Genomic DNA, 15,514 nt, shown 5'->3' with positions numbered 1-15,514 from the left:
GGACGCCACGGATTTCAGATCGCCTCCGATCGACTTCGCTCGTGTTTTTCCGGGCGCGAAGGCTTTCAGACTACATCTGAACGACTTCACTCGTATTTTTCCGGGCGCGACGGCTTTCAGACCACCTCCGAACGTCTTCGCTCGTATTTTTCCGGGCGCGACGGCTTTCAGACCATCTCCGATCGACTTCGCTCGAATTTTTCTGGACGCCACGGATTTCAGATCGCTCCCGAACGACTTCGCTCCAATTTTTCCGGGCGCGACGGCTTTCAGATCGCTTCCGAACGACTTCGCTCGAATTTTTCTGGACGCCACGGATTTCAGATCGCCTCCGATCGACTTCGCTCCAATTTTTCCGGGCGCGACGGCTTTCAGATCGCCTCCGATCGACTTCGCTCCGATTTTTCCGGACGCCACGGCACTCAACGCTCCAATTCATCATCATCTATGCCATAATGATTCCTTTAAAACATAATAATTAATGTATATTGGTTTTTCTAAAATTACCGCCTCTTACTTCTGCAACATCGTAAACTGTTACAAAGGAACCCGGATCGATTTCATGAATAATTTCTTTCATTTTACTTTCTTCCAGCCGGTTAATTACACATGTTATCTCTTTGAATTCTTCATTAGAGTATGCTCCACGGACAATATTATATGTAGCACTTCTTCCTAGCCTGTCACGAATGGTCTCTACCATTAACTCCGGCTCGTTCGTAATGATCTTAAATGTTTTTGATCCGCTAAGCCCTTCTTCTACGATATGAATTACTTTTGAAGCTATAAAGTATGCAATTCCTGATAAAAATGCTCCTTGTAAACCAAAAACTGCAGAAACAACAATAAATACAAACAAGTTTAAAAATAAAATCAAATCACTTGTACCAAATGGAAGTTTACGGGATAGTAAAACAGCCAGCATATCAATTCCATCTAATGCCCCGCCATTTCTAAGGGCAAGCCCCATACCAAAACCAATGATAATACCACCGACTACTGTTACTAACAGTGTATCCCCATTTATGATTGCAGGGATATGATGCATAACCAATGTACCAGCAGCCAGTGATATGATACCGATAATGGAGTATACCGCGAAACTTTTTCCGATTTGTTTATAACCCAGGAACACAAATGGAATATTCAATATAGCAATTAATACACCTAATGGTAATCCAAGCAGCTGGGATCCGACAATACTTAGTCCAGTTACACCACCATCTGATACATTGTTTGGAATTAATACGGCCTCTAACCCGTAAGCTGTTATAAATCCGCCAATAATAATGACAATTGCACGGAGTACCATTTTTAAAATATTTTTCTTTTTATGCTGTTTGGCTCTATTCATCTTTTTCCTCTTTTCCCTCTGTTGGATTAAATTTGTGTACTTCGACATCCAGCAGCTTCTATTAGTCATTTTTCACCTAGGCATAGTCATATTATATTCTAAAACGAAAATTATTTTGATACAACTAATGTCAGCACCAGTGGGAAAGCAAGCCGAGTATAATCCGTTTCAGTCATCACTTATTCTGCAGCAGAGTATGATATGCGCTGATGGCTTTAATAATATTATCTTCCTATTCTGTTAACAGGCCATTCTTCTTTTTTCTCAACCATATCCCAAAACAAGTATTCAAACTGACTAGTTTTTACGACAATATCTTCTAATCTTCTTAAATCCTCTTCCGGTTTCCCTGCAGTTAACTTATTCATGAGTTTCTTACATTTCTCCGCCAAGTCCGAGAACTCATCAGAGGCATAAAGGTTTATCCAGCTATTATAGAAATTATCAGCTGGTGTTCTGTCAATCAGAGACCTACCAATAAAATTATAACTCCATTCACAAGCGAGTACTGATGCAGCGACATTTTCCACCCCGCCTCGTTGGGATACATTTAACATATAGCTAGTGTAAGCTGTCGTAATTGCAGACGGCTCAGTTGCTTCAAGTTCTTCTGCGGTTATACCAAACTCGGCAGCATAATTACGGTGTAGTTCCATCTCCGTATCAAGAACGCCATGGAGTAATTTCGCAAAAACAGTCATTGTCTCAAGGTCCTCTGCTTTTGCACTCCCAAGCGCAAACAATCTGGAATAGTCAATTAAGTAAACGTAGTCTTGTTTTAACCAGTGTTTGAATTTTTCCTGATTTAACGATCCTTCCCCAATACCTTTAACAAAAGGATGTTCTAAATAAGATTGCCAGATTGGTTCTACTCGCTTCCATAAACGATCTGTAAATAAATAATCCATTATTTTCCTCTCCTCCACTTAACCTTTTAATACCTGAAAAGCAAAAACCCATCACCAGAAGAAGGAGATGGGTAAAGCGGTTAAATAAGTATTGTAGAACTTCCTTAATAAACCGCTAATTCCACTTCCCTACGCTAGTGTTAACTAGATCAGGTTCAAAGGGTCGATATATATCTCTCAGCAATTACATGCTCCCCTAGCAGAAATTTTTTAGTTGTCAATTATTAGTTTATATTATAACTTTTGGTAATACAAAAATCCCGCTATACATAATAACGAATCAGCCAAAAACCTGACCACCGTTTACATGGAGTGTTTGTCCAGTTACAAAGCGGGAGTCATCTGAAGCGAGGTAAACAAAGGTTGGGGCAAGCTCGAAAGGTTGACCTTGACGGTCCATTGGGTTATCTGCAAGAGCTACCTGGTCAGCGGAAAAACTTGAAGGGATCAGCGGGGTCCAAAATCGACCAGGTGCTACTGCGTTGACCCTGATTCCTTTTTTAACTAAGTTTCTGGCAAGAGCTCTTGTAAAGCCAATATTTGCTCCTTTTGTAGCCGTGTAATCAATTAATTGTTCATTACCATCAAAAGTAACGACAGAAGAAGTATTTATAATAGAAGCACCTGAAGTTAAGTATTGCACAGCAGCTCGTGTTGTATAAAAATGAGAATAAATGTTCACTTTAAATGTGTCATCAAATTGTTCATCCGTTATATCCTGAATATCTAATTGTTGAAATTGGATTCCGACATGATTGCATAGTACGTTCAGCCTTCCGAATGTTTTTACCGTATTTTCCACAATATCTATACATTGCTGCTTCTCTCGTAAATCTCCAGGTAATAACAAACATTGTTTACCTAATTCCTCAATCCTGTTTTTCGTGCGTGTGGCATCCTCGTGTTCATCTAAATAAGCAATCGCTACATTTGCTCCTTCTTTTGCAAAGGCAATAGCAGCCGCTGCCCCTATTCCGCTGTCTCCTCCTGTAATAAGGATTACTTTTCCCTCCAACTTGCCTGAACCCTGATAGTTCGGGTTCTCAATAATTGGCTTCGGTACCATTAGTTTTTCTTCCCCTGGCTGTCTATATTGCCGCTGTTCAGGCACGGTCAAGGCAACCTCTTCATACCGGGTTATCTTCCCATAATTAGGATACATCGGATACTGGTTGGAGCCCTTTCTATTTTCAACCATGTCACTTCGCCCTCTCTTTTCTGTATAAAATACTTTATGTATATTGGGCATTCGCCGTGTTTGTCTATTTGAGAAAAATGAACTAGCTCAAGATGCTGTTTTTTGCATAAATCTAATAGATGGAGGTGTGATGATGGAATATTATTATAATCCGGAAGTATATTTTTTACTGATTAATGAACCGGTGGGAAAAGACAATGTGAAATATGATGAAAACAACGTGCCATTTTCCAGTCCAAAAATCGGAGGAAGACCGCCTTATTTCTCGAATCCGCAATATAGTCCTTATTATCCCGTAATTTGAACCTTAAAATAGAGATACTTATAAGACAAAAACAGCACCACTAAAAAGTGGTACTGTTTTTGATTTAAACTGACTCCCTCGCACTTACAGACCGGATATTGTTTGCTTCTTTTTCACGTACAAATCTGCCGGAACCCAGCCATGCTGCACATCCAAATATTAAATATATCGCCTGTGTAGCCTGTGCACCCTGCATAAGTACTTGAAGCCCCATCCCAAACCCGAGTGCTGGTATAACAAGGAGAAATGTTCTTAAAATTCTTTCAAAACCTTTGTCATAAGGCAGCGGCCAAATACGTGAAAATAACACTCCTAAGGCAACTCCCAAACCTGTAACAATAAAAATTTGTATAAGCACGACCGGTGTCGGAAATGGCCATTTCATTAGATAATGACCTACTAAATAAAAGATTTCAAGAAACAAAGTAATCCCTATTACTTTCTGGAATGTGCCGAGATTCATCCATGGATGGAATAAATATAACAATATGGTTATTGCCGCCATAATCACTGTCCAGTCCATAATTCCCCTCCTTTAAGCCACCATACTAGCCATTGCTGACTGCTTTTTCCGCATCATCGTCTTCAGGCGCTCGGACATTTTCAATCAATTGCTGAATTTCTGCTGGAGGTGCTGGTGTTAACCGGGAAACAATAAAACTTACAATTAAGTTCAAAATCATTCCTATTACTCCGACACCTTGTGCATTAATTCCAAAGAAACTGTTTAACAGTGGACCGTCTGTGCCAAATATTGATTCGGATAAAATGGCACCAATCATTATTAATGTGAAAGCCAAACCGGTTATGATTCCTGCAATGGCTCCTTCCTTATTCATTCGTTTATCAAATATACCTAAAAGAATTACCGGAAATAAGCTTGCTGCCCCTAATCCAAAAGCCAATGCCACTACTTCCCCGGCAAACCCTGGTGGATTGATACCGACATATGCTGCGATAAGAAGGGCAATAAGTAATGTGATCCGCCCTACCCGCAACCGTTGTGCTTCTGATGCTTCTTTATTAAATATTCTGTAGTATATGTCATGTGAAACAGCACTTGTCATTGTTATCAGTAATCCGGAAGCTGTCGATAATGCTGCTGCAAGTCCACCTGCTGCAACCAGTGCGATAATAAAAGGAGAAAGATTAGCTACCTCAGGAGTTGATAAAACAATAATATCCCCATCAATAATAACCTCATTGTCCTCCCCGCCTGAGAAATCTACCATTCCATCACCATTCCGGTCCTCTAACTGTAATAATCCTGTTGTTTCCCATTTATTTACCCAATCAATACTCTGAACTTCCTCGATCGGTTTATCAGCAATGGTATCTATTAAATTATATTTGGCAAAAGCACCTACTGCTGGTGCAGTTAAATAAAGCAGCCCAATAAAAATAATAGCCCAAACTGCTGACCATCTAGCCGCACGCACACTTTTTACTGTATAAAAACGAACGATCACATGTGGAAGACCTGCCGTCCCTGCCATTAATGCTAAAGTAACCATAAAGACATTAATTAATGATAAATCCGTAAATGGTGCCATATATTCTGTCATTCCAAGATCAATTTGAATTTGCCCCAGACGATCAACAATGTCGCTCGTTGTTAACGCCAGCTGAGGAACAGGGTTACCCGTTAGTTGAAGTGAAATAGCCACAGCTGGAATTAAAAAGGCGATTATTATAACAAAATACTGAATTGCCTGCGTCCAAGTTACCCCTTTCATTCCTCCGAGCAATGCAAAAAAACCTACAATCGCCATTCCGATTAGAACACCTACTATTATATCCACTTGTAAGTATCGACTAAATACAATACCTACACCGCGCATCTGCCCGGAGATATAGGTTAAAGAAATGAAAATAGTTGCTATCGCAGCCACTGCCCTGGCACTATTAGAGTAAAAGCGGTCACCAATAAAATCAGGAACGGTAAATTTTCCGAATTTCCGAAGATATGGTGCAAGCAGCAATGCTAACAGTACATAACCTCCCGTCCATCCCATTAGATATATCGTTCCATCATAACCAAGGAACGCTACTAATCCCGCCATTGAGATAAAGGAAGCAGCAGACATCCAGTCAGCAGCAATCGCTGCACCATTTGCCAATGTCGGTACATTCTGGCCTGCTACATAGAAATTAGAAGTGTCACGAACTCTTGACCACCAGCCAATCCCCGTGTATATAGCAAATGTAATTAGTACAAGAATAATAGTAATGACTTCAACACTCATTTAATAACCTCCTGTAAAAAACTGTATTTATTAATTAACGTCCCCATCTTTTACCATTGATTTGTATTTTTTATCAAGCTTATCCATACGAAGTGCATAAATGAGTATTAAAAGGATAAAGACCAATATGGAACCCTGATGTGCCAGCCAGAATGATAAAGAAACATTTAGAAATTGAACATCATTTAGAGGCTCAGCGAATAAAATAGCTCCACCGAAACCTACTATTGCCCACACTACTAACAGACTTGCTATTAACCGGATATTCTTCTTCCAGTACCACCGCTGTTTTTCGTTAAGTGTCTTATTCATAACATTCATCCTTTCATTAATTTTTTAAAAAAGTTAGAGTATCAGTATTAGAAAACGCTTTCAATTAATCTTTTATCAACATATTTCCAGTCCGTATACTTTCAAGTCCCATCCCCTTTAAAGCAATACATGCAGGAAAAGTCGAAAAAAATACTAAATACTCTAACAATTGTATTTAGTATATTAAAAATCAATTATTCTATTATTCATTTCACCTGAAATGTATCTCTACCGGTTTGAAATGTCGGTACTCCTGTCTGAATGGTTATGAAAGACCTTGCAATAAATCAAAGAAATCTCTTGCAGTATTTCTGCTCATCGGAACTTTCGTTTTTTCTTTATCACCAATTACTATGTTATACGCTCCATTAAACCATGGCGTAATTTCTTCAATTGCATTTAGGTTAACCAGGTAACTCCTGTGTGGCCGATAAAATGAAAAGTTTAACAGTTTTTCTTCCAATTCTTTTAAATTCATTTTTGTTTCGATCATTTCATTATTCAGCATGTGAAGATTCACTTGCCTTCCTTCCCTTACAGCATAACCGATTTGATTTGGATCAATAACAACAATTTTTTTATCAAGGGAAATGACCAGTTTATCAATCTTTGGCCTTTTGTTATTTTTCTTCAATAAATCTTCCCGAACTCGTTCCATAGTTCTTGTAAATCGTTCCTTGTCAAAAGGCTTCAGAAGATAGTCTGTAACTTTTAGATCAAATGCCTGAACTGCATAGGAATCATAAGCTGTTGTAAAAACAATTACCGGTCTCTCTCCAGTTTCTTTTCGCAAAATCGATGCTACTTCTAAACCAGTCAGGCAAGGCATATGAATATCCAGAAAGAGAACATCGGGAGAGTATTCTTCATACAGCTCCAATAACTGTTCCCCATTTTCTGCACTTGGACAAATTACTACATCTTCCTCTTGTTCAAGCAGATAAATTAATTCTTCCCTCCCCAGCCTTTCATCTTCCGCAATCATTACGTGAATCATTTTTCTCACTCCCCAGTAAATGCTCTTATTTTAAACAAAACAGCACTTCCCTCATTGGGCAGATTTATAAATTGTAGTCTGCTCTCTTCGCCCATAATCCCTTTCAATCGCTCATTAATGTTATATAAAGCTGTTCCGTTACCATTTAGAGAAGTAATTGGCTCTTTACCCAACAGTTCAAATTGGTGTTCTGGAAAGCCTCGGCCATTATCCTCCACTGTTAGGAAGACCCAGTCACCTTCCCTGGTAATCTTTATTTCAATTTTTCCTTTTATCTTTATGTGCTTCAGTCCATGCTGAATACTGTTTTCTACTAAAGGCTGCAAAGTTGCGGGCGGAATCATCACATTCTCCATCCCTTTATCGATGGTTTTGTTTACAATTAACTGGTCCATAAATCTTGCAGTAACTATTTCTATATAGGCATTTACATGTGCCAATTCGTCCTTTAGAAAAATCGTGGATTTACTGGCAATCGATAAATTAGCTCTCATGTACTGACTTAGCTGGATTAATATATGTCGGGCTTTTTCCGGATTTACTCGCATTAAGGAATGAAGCAGGTTAAACGTATTAAACAAGAAGTGGGGATTTATCTGTGCCTGAAGATTCCGGATTTCTGCTTCCTTTAACAATTCTTTCATTCGTTCAGCTTCAAAACCGCTGATCTGGTTGGAAATGATGGTACCAAGTCCCTTGGCCAGTTCAATTTCTACTGCACGGATTTGCTGGGAATTCCGGAAATATAAGTTTATTAGACCGATAATTTCTCCTGAACGATAAATTGGCACCATTATAGCTGTTTTCAGCGGACAAGTGTCAATCCTGCAATGAATATCCTCCCTCTCATAAGCGACCTGAATATTTCCCGTATCCAAAGCTTTCTGGGACAGTCTCATTTTGAGCGGTTCGCCAAGATGATGGTGGTCATCCCCCAGGCCAACATGGCTGAGCACCTTTTGTTTATCTGTTATTGCAATGGCTGCCACATCCAATTCATCAAATAAAAGCTTCGCCATCTTCTCCGCATTTTCAGCTAAAGAAGCATCCTGAAGAATGGGAAGGGCCTTTTCAGCAATCGACAATGCACGATTTGTTTCAATTGCTGCCTCTCTCTCCGTTTCGTGCAAGGCTGCACGTATCATCATCGTAAATATCGCCAGGGCAATCGCGTTAGTTATGACTAAAGGGATTCCAACTGTATTGACAAGTTCCACCCCTTTTTGTTGATCATTTATAAAAATCAAAAGCAATCCCATATGTAAAACAGGCGGAAACATACCGATAAACATTGCCTTCCCTGGGGCAATTACTCGTTCCTCTGAAAAAAACTGTCCGGTCCAGCCTGTAATTAAGCCAGCTAATGGATTAATCAGACAGTTTGCCAACCATGCCTCCCCACCTAATAACATAAGAAATATTCCTGGAATTATTCCCGACCCAAGACCTACGAAAGGCCCACCCAGCAGGCCTGCGATCATGACTACAACCATGCTGAAACCTATCAGTACTCCATCCTGTGTTACAAGTGTAAATCGGGATTCCAGAGCCATTGTCTCCAATTCAATCAGTACACCTGTATATGTTCCCAATATACCCATAAACCCGAAAACCAAGGAAAGATAAATCACTGTATCAATCGCTATATCCCGATCTAAAAGCGATCGAAAGCCAGGTAATTGTGTTAACATAAATGCAGCTAGCAGAAGCAGGCTTATCCGCTCAAATAATACGATAGTAAGATCAATCACGACAGACAGCCCTCCTTTTAATGAGCTGATATATTTACGAAACTTATATGGATGAAAGTGAGGTTTTCAATACCAACATTGTTTGCGAACAGAGGGCCCGCCGAACTCCTTCGCTTCAATTATTCCTGACGTCATGGCTTTCAAATTACCGAACCAAATATTCCATATGACAAACGCCGGCTTTAAGGAAGACCCCCATTATTAACTATTACTTTTTTTCTGTTAAAACTAATTATTGAGCCAATCATACCTCCAGCAAACCCTGCTGGGATGGATATAATACCTGGATTGCTAAGTGGGATAAGGCCTGCCCCTTCTGATCCCGTGAAGATAAGGATGCTGGAAACTAAAAAACCACTGAGCAGTGTGCTGTATGCTCCAACTCGATTAAAATGTTTCCAATAAAAGGTGAGAAAAAGCAATGGAAAAAGTGTAGAAGCAGCAATAGCGAATGTTATCGAAACCAGAAAAGCAACATTACTCCCATCCATTTCGATGGATAAAAGGATCGATATGATTCCGATCAATCCTGCAACAATTTTAGCAACAAACAACTGCTGTTTATCTTTCACCTTCCCTTTCTTCCACACATGATAGTAGAGATCGTGAGAAAACGAGGATGTCGCCGCGAAGATCAGTCCTGTTACAACAGCAATGATGGTAGCAAACGCAACTGCCATTACAAATGCAATTAGAAAGTCACCACCTACTGCCTCTGCCAGCAATAATGCAGCCAAATTCCCGCTTGGATCAGATTGAATCAGCATTTCATTTTCAACAAGCGCAGCCGTTCCAATTCCTAATATTAATGTCATTAGATAAAACAATCCGATAATCCATGAAGCAGACATTGCCGACAGTCTTGCCTGCGTTGCATTATTCACTGTCAAAAAACGGATAAGAATATGTGGAAGACCTGAAGTGCCAAGAATTAATGTAAGCATAAGGGATAGTTTTTCTAATGGATTTTTAAACATATTTCCTGGATATAAATAAGATCCCTCAAAAGGACTCTGAGACACCGCTTCATCTACTAAGCTGCTCAAATCCCAGTTCATTCTTGACAGAAGTATAAATACCAGGAGTATAGTTCCGCTCATCAGCAATACTGTTTTGATGATCTGCACCCAGGAAGTTGCGATCATTCCTCCAAATGCTACGTAAACGGTCATCAATACACCAATAATAACTACAGATATACGGTAATCCACTCCAAGTAAGAGCCTGATCAGCACGCCTGAAGCGACGAGCTGTGGTATCATATATAAAATGGAAATAAGTATTCCGCTAACAGCTACTGCAGCTCGCATATTATTACCCGGAAATCGGGCAATAACAGCATCCGCCACAGTATATGTACCCATACGATGTACAGGCTCCACAATAAACAGCAACAGAATGACATAAGAAATTAAAAAACCTGCCGCGTATAAAAAGCCATCATACCCGTAAAGAGCTATTAATCCAGTTATCCCGAGAAATGATGCCGCACTAATAAAATCACCAGCAATCGCCATTCCATTCTGCATACCGGAAAGACTGCCGGACGCTACAAAAAACTGACTTGCAGTTTTGCTCCGCTGTGCAGCCCAATGTGTTATGACAAGTGTACCGATCACCATTACAACAAAGAAAATAAAATAAGTGAAATTCATGATACTTCGCCTAACCCTTCTCCCTGTTCTCTTCCCTGCTCATAAAATAATAGTGCCAAAAACCAATCCCCCATGTTAACAAAAATAGCAGGAAAATAAACCCCCAGGATAGTATGAGAAAATAACTGTTATCTTCTGAAATAACAGAATGGAGTAGAAAGGGAAATAACAAATAAAAAAGAATAATAAAGATAAAGATCGTGAAGAAAATACGCAGTTTTCCCCTCTGATTATAGTAAGCGTTTTCATTTCCTGATACTAATTTCATTCCACTCCTCCTCGAATGAAAGTCTTATTATCTATATATGTTAATTTGATGCAATTATAAGTCAGTATCTACCATGATGTCAATTTAATGAATGAGTGACTTCCTCTTTGCAGCTTCTAATTGTTAACCTTATTGTTATATAGGTTGACAATAAAACCGTATTGACTTATTCTAGTTTGGAAAGGAGAGAGAGTTTTGAAGGAGAAGCAGTTAAGACCGATCGATCTAACAATTGGAAGTATTTTCATAGCATTAATGGCTGCAGGTGCCAACATCACATCACTTGTACCCTTTATGGTTATTGGAGGTGTCCCAATCACACTACAGACCTTTTTCGCTATATTATCAGGGCTTATCCTTGGTAAACGATTAGGGTCCATTTCCATGGCATTATATTTATTATTGGGACTAACAGGATTACCTGTGTTCGCTCAATTTAAAGGCGGGATGTCCGCAATTTTATCCCCTACATTTGGATTCCTTCTTTCTTTTATTATCATAGCTTATGTTTCTGGTAAGTTAACAGAGCGAAAACGCAGCCTGGCAAATTATATCTTCACAGCACTAATAGCGATGATTATTAATTATATTTGTGGTGCCCATTGGATGTATGCAGCATATCTGTTCTGGTTTGATGCGCCTGTCGAATTTTCTTATCAATTGGTTTGGATTTGGCTGGCAGTGCCTTTACCAAAAGATATTATACTCTCTATTGGTGCCGGAATATTTGCCTATCGATTAGAAAAGAGTTTTCTGTCCAGGAGTATGTTTCGTACTCAGCAAAACATCATTTAAAAAGGTGGAGATATTATGAATATATGGAGGCCCTTAGCTGATAAAGTACTAAGAGGTGAGGAATTAACTGATCAAGAAGCAATATCGATTTTAGAATGTCCAAATGACGAACTGTTAGATTTGTTACATAGCGCTTATCAAATTCGCAAACATTATTACGGAAATAAGGTAAAGCTCAACATGATTATTAACACAAAATCCGGTCTATGTCCTGAGAATTGTGGATATTGTGCCCAGTCAAGGGATTCAACTGCTCCAATTAAAAAATATAAAATGTTAGATAAACAAACTATTATTCAGGGAGCGAAAACTGCACATGAAAGAAAAGCAGGGACCTATTGTATTGTGGCAAGCGGCCGAGGCCCTTCTAAGCGAGAACTTGATACGGTAACCTCTGCAGTGAAAGAGATCAAACAAAAATATGATATAAAGATATGTGCATGTTTAGGCTTGCTGGAAGAGGAACAAGCTCATCAGCTGCAGCACGCAGGCGTTGATCGCTATAATCATAATATAAATACATCTGAGAATCACCATGACCAAATTACAACGAGTCATAGCTATTATGACAGGGTGGATACAATTCAATCAGTAAAAACTGCTGGAATATCACCATGTTCCGGTGTGATTGTTGGTATGAAAGAGAAAACATCCGATGTGATAGAGATGGCCCGGGCACTTAAGGAGTTAGATGCAGATTCCATACCTGTCAATTTCCTTCATGCGATTGATGGAACACTCTTAGAAGGTACAAACGAATTAACCCCCTCTTATTGCTTAAAAGTTCTATGCTTATTTCGTTTCATCAATCCATCGAAGGAAATACGGATTTCCGGTGGAAGAGAAGTAAATTTAAGAAGTCTTCAGCCGCTGGGACTTTATCCGGCTAATTCGATCTTTATCGGTGATTACTTAACAACAGCAGGACAAGAAGATTTAAAAGATCATCGGATGATAGAAGATTTAGGCTTTGAAATTGAATATATATAAACAAGAATTTTTATAATAAATCAACCAAACTATTAGAAAAAACGTTACCTGTCAAATGAAGAACAGTTTTTCCTATCATTTCATCTGAAATGATAGGATATTTCTGCCCTCTAATTAAATTCTACCCTACACCACATCCTTCTTCCTCTTGTTTACTTCTTCCACTGCCCGAAGAAGGTGTTCTTTATTAAAATCAGGAAAATATATATCAGTAAACCATAATTCCGCTTTGGATGCTTGCCATAAAAGGAAATTGCTGAGTCGTTTTTCCCCACCTGTTCTAATAATTATGTCAGGCTCAGGCAGCCCGCTGGTATAAAGGTATGTTTCCATCAGCTCTTCGCTGATATTCTCTAATGAAATCGTCTTTTTTTGTATATCTCCTACCATATTCCTAACAGCTGATACTAATTCATTTCTGCCACCGTAATTCATTGCAAAATTCACAATAAGGGCGTTATTATTTGCGGTTTTATCCATGGCGGTTTTTATCGCTTTTTTAGTATGTGAAGGTAATTGATCAATATCACCAGAGAAACAGACTTTTATATTATTATTGAGAAATTCCGGTAGTTTTTCATTGAGGAATTTACCAGGTAAATCCAGCAAGTACTGGACTTCCTTTTCTGGCCTTGTCCAATTCTCTGTCGAAAATGCATAAAGTGTCAGAACCTTGATACCTATATCTAACGCATCCTTAATCGTTCTTTCCATCGTTTTGGTACCCTCATAATGCCCTTGGCTTCTGGTTAATCCTCTCTGTTTTCCCCATCTCCCGTTGCCATCCATCACAATGGCTATATGTTCTGGTAAATTACTAATCATCCATATTTCCCTCCGGTTCTTAAATTTCCTAACACTCTATGATGAAGGAAAACACATGCTGATAATAATATAATAACAGGAAATTACCTTTTGAACAGAAGGAACACATATTTCTCCTCTCATTCATACTTACTATAAGAGGCTAACCTATTTCACTTTTTTTATCGGCCAGAACAACACCCGTTTCGAAAAACAATATTGATAGATCGGATTACCAGTTAAGTTAATCCCTTTCATATCCGGCAATATATTTTCTTCTTCTATGGCCACCTCTGCCTGTTGAATTCTCCATGGCATATGATGAATTCCTCCACTGTATAATGACTTGTTCCGGGATGCCCAGAGATAATACCTTTCCAGAAGCCAGTAGCTCAGACTGTTTTTCTCCGGATAAAATGGGTTGGAGAACGGACGGTAACTTGCTCTAAATTCTTTAGAAGATCCTTTTCGGCTGCACATATAGTAATAAGTATCCTTTTCCCTCTCCATTTTCATATTGGAATAAACATATGGTAAGGAAGCCATTCTCGCTCCAAGGACAGCTGGGAGCTTATTTGCATCTAAACTAAAAAAGTAAATTCCCTTTACTCCATTGCGTTGAACATAGGTACGGACATTCAATTCCAGAAAAGATTGAAGAAAAGGAATGGGAGGTATTTTTCTAAAATGCATGTCCCTAATACGAAATGGCAAAATAGTAATCCATGCTGTTCCTTCATAAATATCCAATTCCAATCCATTTGGTATGTTTGCTTCCATTATTTCTTTTTCTACAGGTAAATGGATAAAGAGTAAATGATCCCATCTTTGGGTCATCAGCCACGGCCCTTCAGGAAGCTGGTGTGTACGATGGTCTGTCATATTAAGTATCTCTTGATATCTTTTTTTCACCATTCATTCCTCCTGTGTACGGAACTTTTTCTCCTACCATTACATTGCCTTATTTTTTCATCAACAAACATTCTGAGACTTGGAATGTTTTATTCTCAAAAAGGCGGGAATAGCTTTACTAGATACAAATGTATCTGCAAAAGAGACAGAAAAAACTATAAAATACCAAAGGAGGAACTTCAAGATGGGACATGGTAAAGCATTGGCAATAAAGGGTGTAATGACAATAGTTGTTCTCTATTTAGTGCTGGGACTTGGTTTTGACATCAGTTTTATGAATGTATTGTTAATCACGCTGGTTCTTGGCTTACTTTCCTACATGCTGGGAGATCTTTTTATCCTTCCGAAAACTTCGAATCTTGTTGCCACAATGGCTGATCTTGGTATGGCATTTGTAGTTATCTGGCTTCTCGGGATGGCACTGACAGGTCTTTCTGGAGGAACAATGGCAGGAGCAGCCATTATAGCTGCTTTAGTGATGGCTGTAGGAGAATACTTCTTCCATAAGTATATTTTCAATAATAATATTACGTCACACAGAAGTTACAGAACTTCCCACGAATTTTAATGATTGATCCTATACCGGGCATATTGTCCGGTATTTTTACTTTTCCTTCTTAGATTAAGTTTATCTCACCAGAAACGTGAACTACTCCCACTACTTACCACCCTTACGGGTTGCTTGAAGTGGGGGCTTCTTGGGTAATCGTCCCTTTTGGCAGCTGACGAAATAGACCAAGCTAACCCTCTTGTTCCAAGAGTTTATCTTTTCATTCGGCACTTGTTAATATGCGAATGCCTTCTTTTTTTATGTTTAGCGCAGCATTGTAATCTCTATCAAGATTTAGTCCGCAAGAACAAACATACATCCTAACATTCATAGGCATTGGTTGGGTATTTCCACAACACGAACAAGTTTTAGTAGATGGAAACCATTTGTCAATTTTGATCAGTTGTTTTCCTTGTTCTTTTAATTTGTACTGTAAGAAAGAAGTGAACATTCCCCATCCACTATCCGCT

18 protein-coding genes and 1 riboswitch are annotated in these 15,514 nt (G+C 39.0%); of the genes, 4 read left to right on the top strand and 14 right to left on the bottom strand.

Features of this window, described 5'->3' with window-relative positions:
- The 4 genes from BMW36_RS20325 to BMW36_RS08385 form a co-directional block, all read right to left on the bottom strand.
- The coding region (locus BMW36_RS20325; protein WP_089740428.1) for a hypothetical protein at positions 1-417 on the bottom strand (417 nt) is incomplete at its 3' end.
- 61 nt (positions 418-478) lie between these two features.
- Positions 479-1,354 carry a YitT family protein gene (locus tag BMW36_RS08395; protein ID WP_089740427.1) on the bottom strand — a complete coding sequence of 292 codons (876 nt, stop codon included), beginning with the start codon at positions 1,352-1,354 and terminating at the stop codon, positions 479-481.
- Between the two features lie 224 nt (positions 1,355-1,578).
- On the bottom strand, positions 1,579-2,262 hold the full coding sequence (gene tenA / locus BMW36_RS08390) for a thiaminase II (protein WP_089740426.1): 684 nt from the start codon (positions 2,260-2,262) through the stop codon (positions 1,579-1,581).
- A 109-nt stretch (positions 2,263-2,371) separates the two neighbouring features.
- A riboswitch (TPP riboswitch) is annotated at positions 2,372-2,470 on the bottom strand.
- 72 nt (positions 2,471-2,542) lie between these two features.
- Positions 2,543-3,460: an SDR family oxidoreductase gene (locus tag BMW36_RS08385; protein ID WP_089740425.1), complete on the bottom strand. Its 918-nt coding sequence runs from the start codon at positions 3,458-3,460 to the stop codon at positions 2,543-2,545.
- A 130-nt stretch (positions 3,461-3,590) separates the two neighbouring features.
- Here BMW36_RS08385 and BMW36_RS20320 point away from each other — a divergent pair, with 130 nt between their 5' ends.
- Positions 3,591-3,764 (top strand): hypothetical protein, encoded by a 174-nt coding sequence (locus tag BMW36_RS20320; protein ID WP_175480387.1) that lies wholly within the window; start codon positions 3,591-3,593, stop codon positions 3,762-3,764.
- Between the two features lie 64 nt (positions 3,765-3,828).
- Here the strand turns inward: BMW36_RS20320 and BMW36_RS08380 are convergent, their stop codons facing one another.
- The 7 genes from BMW36_RS08380 to BMW36_RS08350 all read right to left on the bottom strand — a co-directional run bounded on the left by BMW36_RS08380 (position 3,829) and on the right by BMW36_RS08350 (position 10,993).
- The gene (locus BMW36_RS08380) at positions 3,829-4,287 is read right to left on the bottom strand and encodes a hypothetical protein (RefSeq protein ID WP_089740424.1); all 459 of its coding nucleotides are present in this window, start codon (positions 4,285-4,287) and stop codon (positions 3,829-3,831) included.
- Between the two features lie 25 nt (positions 4,288-4,312).
- Positions 4,313-6,010, bottom strand: a complete 1,698-nt coding sequence (locus BMW36_RS08375; protein ID WP_089740423.1) for a sodium:solute symporter family protein — start codon at positions 6,008-6,010, stop codon at positions 4,313-4,315.
- A 30-nt stretch (positions 6,011-6,040) separates the two neighbouring features.
- Positions 6,041-6,322, bottom strand: a complete 282-nt coding sequence (locus tag BMW36_RS08370) for a DUF4212 domain-containing protein (protein ID WP_089740422.1) — start codon at positions 6,320-6,322, stop codon at positions 6,041-6,043.
- 265 nt (positions 6,323-6,587) lie between these two features.
- Positions 6,588-7,319 (bottom strand): LytR/AlgR family response regulator transcription factor, encoded by a 732-nt coding sequence (locus BMW36_RS08365; protein ID WP_089740421.1) that lies wholly within the window; start codon positions 7,317-7,319, stop codon positions 6,588-6,590.
- A 5-nt stretch (positions 7,320-7,324) separates the two neighbouring features.
- The gene (locus BMW36_RS08360) at positions 7,325-9,070 is read right to left on the bottom strand and encodes a LytS/YhcK type 5TM receptor domain-containing protein (RefSeq protein ID WP_089740420.1); all 1,746 of its coding nucleotides are present in this window, start codon (positions 9,068-9,070) and stop codon (positions 7,325-7,327) included.
- Positions 9,071-9,252: 182 nt separating this feature from the next.
- The gene (locus BMW36_RS08355) at positions 9,253-10,725 is read right to left on the bottom strand and encodes a solute symporter family protein (protein ID WP_089740419.1); all 1,473 of its coding nucleotides are present in this window, start codon (positions 10,723-10,725) and stop codon (positions 9,253-9,255) included.
- Between the two features lie 10 nt (positions 10,726-10,735).
- Positions 10,736-10,993, bottom strand: a complete 258-nt coding sequence (locus tag BMW36_RS08350) for a hypothetical protein (protein WP_089740418.1) — start codon at positions 10,991-10,993, stop codon at positions 10,736-10,738.
- 195 nt (positions 10,994-11,188) lie between these two features.
- Between BMW36_RS08350 and BMW36_RS08345 the strand changes: the two genes are divergently transcribed.
- Together BMW36_RS08345 and bioB are read left to right on the top strand one after the other, a co-directional pair.
- Complete coding sequence (locus BMW36_RS08345; protein ID WP_425431932.1) at positions 11,189-11,788, top strand: biotin transporter BioY; 600 nt, start codon at positions 11,189-11,191, stop codon at positions 11,786-11,788.
- Between the two features lie 15 nt (positions 11,789-11,803).
- Positions 11,804-12,778, top strand: a complete 975-nt coding sequence (bioB, locus tag BMW36_RS08340) for a biotin synthase BioB (protein WP_089740417.1) — start codon at positions 11,804-11,806, stop codon at positions 12,776-12,778.
- A gap of 126 nt (positions 12,779-12,904) precedes the next feature.
- Here the strand turns inward: bioB and BMW36_RS08335 are convergent, their stop codons facing one another.
- Both BMW36_RS08335 and BMW36_RS08330 read right to left on the bottom strand, forming a co-directional pair.
- Positions 12,905-13,603, bottom strand: coding sequence for an undecaprenyl pyrophosphate synthase (locus BMW36_RS08335; RefSeq protein ID WP_089740416.1), 699 nt, complete (start codon positions 13,601-13,603; stop codon positions 12,905-12,907).
- Between the two features lie 147 nt (positions 13,604-13,750).
- Positions 13,751-14,497 carry a YqjF family protein gene (locus BMW36_RS08330; protein WP_089740415.1) on the bottom strand — a complete coding sequence of 249 codons (747 nt, stop codon included), beginning with the start codon at positions 14,495-14,497 and terminating at the stop codon, positions 13,751-13,753.
- A 181-nt stretch (positions 14,498-14,678) separates the two neighbouring features.
- Here BMW36_RS08330 and BMW36_RS08325 point away from each other — a divergent pair, with 181 nt between their 5' ends.
- Positions 14,679-15,062 (top strand): DUF2512 family protein, encoded by a 384-nt coding sequence (locus BMW36_RS08325; protein WP_089740414.1) that lies wholly within the window; start codon positions 14,679-14,681, stop codon positions 15,060-15,062.
- A 202-nt stretch (positions 15,063-15,264) separates the two neighbouring features.
- Here the strand turns inward: BMW36_RS08325 and BMW36_RS08320 are convergent.
- A partial coding sequence (locus BMW36_RS08320) for a zinc ribbon domain-containing protein (RefSeq protein ID WP_139180303.1) occupies positions 15,265-15,514 on the bottom strand: 250 nt, incomplete at its 5' end.

Source organism: Gracilibacillus ureilyticus (assembly GCF_900111195.1).
Taxonomy (GTDB): Bacteria; Bacillota; Bacilli; order Bacillales; family Amphibacillaceae; genus Gracilibacillus; species Gracilibacillus ureilyticus.
This window is presented reverse-complemented; position numbering and strand designations above follow the sequence as displayed.

Excerpts from the sequence above, each read along its gene's own strand:
- BMW36_RS08350 (WP_089740418.1), bottom strand. The coding sequence starts at position 10,993 with ATGAAATTAGTATCAGGAAATGAAAACGCTTACTATAATCAGAGGGGA.
- BMW36_RS08325 (WP_089740414.1), top strand. The coding sequence starts at position 14,679 with ATGGGACATGGTAAAGCATTGGCAATAAAGGGTGTAATGACAATAGTT.
- BMW36_RS08385 (WP_089740425.1), bottom strand. The coding sequence starts at position 3,460 with ATGGTTGAAAATAGAAAGGGCTCCAACCAGTATCCGATGTATCCTAAT.
- BMW36_RS08395 (WP_089740427.1), bottom strand. The coding sequence starts at position 1,354 with ATGAATAGAGCCAAACAGCATAAAAAGAAAAATATTTTAAAAATGGTA.
- bioB (WP_089740417.1), top strand. The coding sequence starts at position 11,804 with ATGAATATATGGAGGCCCTTAGCTGATAAAGTACTAAGAGGTGAGGAA.
- tenA (WP_089740426.1), bottom strand. The coding sequence starts at position 2,262 with ATGGATTATTTATTTACAGATCGTTTATGGAAGCGAGTAGAACCAATC.
- BMW36_RS20320 (WP_175480387.1), top strand. The coding sequence starts at position 3,591 with ATGATGGAATATTATTATAATCCGGAAGTATATTTTTTACTGATTAAT.
- BMW36_RS08380 (WP_089740424.1), bottom strand. The coding sequence starts at position 4,287 with ATGGACTGGACAGTGATTATGGCGGCAATAACCATATTGTTATATTTA.
- BMW36_RS08375 (WP_089740423.1), bottom strand. The coding sequence starts at position 6,010 with ATGAGTGTTGAAGTCATTACTATTATTCTTGTACTAATTACATTTGCT.
- BMW36_RS08365 (WP_089740421.1), bottom strand. The coding sequence starts at position 7,319 with ATGATTCACGTAATGATTGCGGAAGATGAAAGGCTGGGGAGGGAAGAA.
- BMW36_RS08330 (WP_089740415.1), bottom strand. The coding sequence starts at position 14,497 with ATGGTGAAAAAAAGATATCAAGAGATACTTAATATGACAGACCATCGT.
- BMW36_RS08335 (WP_089740416.1), bottom strand. The coding sequence starts at position 13,603 with ATGATTAGTAATTTACCAGAACATATAGCCATTGTGATGGATGGCAAC.
- BMW36_RS08355 (WP_089740419.1), bottom strand. The coding sequence starts at position 10,725 with ATGAATTTCACTTATTTTATTTTCTTTGTTGTAATGGTGATCGGTACA.
- BMW36_RS08370 (WP_089740422.1), bottom strand. The coding sequence starts at position 6,322 with ATGAATAAGACACTTAACGAAAAACAGCGGTGGTACTGGAAGAAGAAT.